The 2,385-nt window shown below is 70.6% G+C and carries 3 protein-coding genes; all 3 read right to left on the reverse strand.

Going from position 1 to position 2,385, the window contains the following annotated elements; genetic code table 11:
* Positions 1 to 251, reverse strand: a 251-nt coding sequence (locus WA805_RS29830; RefSeq protein WP_425243990.1) for a hypothetical protein, incomplete at its 3' end; no start/stop codon positions are given.
* 53 nt (positions 252 to 304) lie between these two features.
* Positions 305 to 1,165, reverse strand: a complete 861-nt coding sequence (locus tag WA805_RS29835; RefSeq protein WP_425243991.1) for a hypothetical protein — start codon at positions 1,163 to 1,165, stop codon at positions 305 to 307.
* A 158-nt stretch (positions 1,166 to 1,323) separates the two neighbouring features.
* On the reverse strand, positions 1,324 to 2,385 hold a 1,062-nt coding region (locus tag WA805_RS29840), incomplete at its 5' end, for a GH25 family lysozyme (RefSeq protein WP_425243992.1).

A 2,385-nucleotide genomic window follows, 5' to 3' on the forward strand; every position in this document is an offset into this window, starting at 1 on the left:
GCCTGACGTAGCTCGGCCGCCGCGGCGTCCCCGAACATCGTGCGCACGAAGGCGACCAGGGCCCCGCTTGGCTCCGCCGCGCCGCTCTGGTCGGCTACGTCGGCTACGAGCTGCGACAACCGGCCGCTGGCCCGATCGAAGACCAGCTCTACACCGGGGACCGGCACCAGGCTGGCCCCGCCGGCGGCCCCGGCGGGCAGTGCGCGCAGCATGCTCTGGGCGGCATCCCAGTCGGCGGACACCGCGAACACGCAGTCGTCTGCCTCGGTACCACACGTGTCGAGTGGAGGCCGCCGCAGGCCCTTCACCACCTTGGGAAGAGCGCGCTCATGGCGTGCTCGAGCGCAGTTGCCCAGTCGGCCTGGCTCACCTCGGCCGGCGCGGCCGACGTGAGGGACCACTCCCGCAGCGTCCGCTGCAGCACCACCCAGTGGTGCTGCATCTTCTCTTCCACCTGGCGCCGCGCTTGGCGGCAGGCAACCGTCTTGCGGCAGGCGCGTTTCGCGGCGGACAGGGCACGGGCGAGGGCCAGCGGACGGGTCCTGGCCATGACCGCCGACCCGCAGACCACTAGGCCCGCGGAGATGGCGCTGAGCAGCACCGCCTGGAGGACCGCGACGGCCAGCGACTCGTCCGCCACCGTCACCAGGAACGCGGTGCGGAGTACGCCCAAGGCGACGTAGGCGGTCGCCATGAGGGTCAGCAGGATGCCGCGCTGGCGCGGCTCGTCGCGAGTTAGCTCAAGGCCTGCCATGGCACCGGCGGACGCCACCAGCATGATCCCCGTGACCAGCCATGTCGCCGCGTTCGGCAGGCCGAAGGCCTGCACCGCCCAGTTGAGCGGAACAGCGTCGAAGAACAGCAGCACGGCCACGATGACGGCGCCCAGGGTGAATCCGGCGAACCGATGGCCGGCTAGGTCCAGCTTGGCGGTGACACCGGCCGCGTGCTGTTCGGCCGTGGTCTGCGCCTGCAGCGCGTCGGCTTCGCGCTGCCGTTCCTGCCCCAGGTGGGCATGGGCGGGCCCGACTTTCTCGAGGTCCGCCAAGACGCCGGGTCGAGCGTCGAACAACGCGCTGAGCGCGGCCGCAGCCTGCGCATCCAGCGACGGGTCCGGTGTCCCGCCCTCTCGCCGGCGAGTGATATCCGCGGCTGTCTCCGTCATTTCCGCCTCCTGTGCGTTGGGGCGTCTGTCGACGGAGAAGACCTCTCAGCGGCGAAGACCTGACATCGCCGCGGCCACGAGTGCCCCGGCGCAAACTTTGAAGAGAAGCCCGGCAAGCTCGCCGAGGCGGCCTCGGGGATCGGCCAGGGTGCGGGCCGTCAGCCCGTGACCTGCCAGCTGAACGTCGCCGACGCGGTGGCACCCGCGCCGTTCTTCGCCGTGACGGTCGCCCGGTAAGTCTTGACGGCTCCGGCGGTGCCCTTCTTGATCGTGCCGGTGATGTCGCCGGCGGCGGTGATCGACAGGCCAGGTGGCAGCCCGGATGCCGTGAACTTCAGCGTCGCCCTGGCCAGCGCGTCCAGGGAGGCGACCTGCATGCCGACCTTGGCGCCGCCCTTGCTCGCCTGGCTGCCGGGATCGATCAGGCCGACCACGCTCGGGTTGAAGTAGCTGAGGTCGGTGCCGCCGGAGGTGCTGACCCCGGACACCGTGCCGCTGCTGGAGTACTGCCAGAACGTATAGGCCCGCCAGCCGGCCGGCATCGGCGGGCTGCTGACGCCGTAGGCCGCCACCCACATCGGATCGGCGCCGAAGGCGGTGCTGGAGCCGGTGCAGGTGTCCCACCAGTTCGCCGTGGTGTAGATGATCGGGTACTGCCCGGTCGCCGAGCGCGCGGTCGAGACGAACGACGAGATCCACGTCCGCATCGCGGCGGCGCTCAGCCCGTAGCACTCGTTGGTGTGGTCGGTGCTCACGTACGGGTCGTACTCGATGTCCAGCATCAGCGGCAGCGCCCGGCCGCCGGACCGGTACTTCGAGTACTTCAGCGCGAACTGCGCCTGGACAGCGCCGGTCGTGATGTTGGGAATCGCGAAGTGGTAGACGGTGGCGTACAGCCCGGCCGACATGGCGGAGACGATGTCGCTGATGGCATACGGGTTGACGTAATAGTTGCCCTCGGTCGTCTTGATGGCGGCGAACTTGTAACCCGCCCGCCCGACCGAGGCCCAGCTGATGGCCGCCCCGTTCTGGTGCTGGTAGGAGGCGACGTCGATGCCCCGTACGGTGGTCAGCGCAGTCGCCTGGTTCGTGGCGGCGGCGGAGGAGGAGGAGGAGGACGGTGCCGCCAGTTGGTGCAGCAGTTGCGGCGAGTGCGGCAGCGCCTCGTCGGCCGCGCGGCTGGCGGCGAGCGCCGCGAGAGCAGGGCTGGCGCCGGACAC

The sequence above is a fragment of the Trebonia sp. genome (assembly GCF_049794275.1).
GTDB lineage: Bacteria > Actinomycetota > Actinomycetes > Streptosporangiales > Streptosporangiaceae > Trebonia.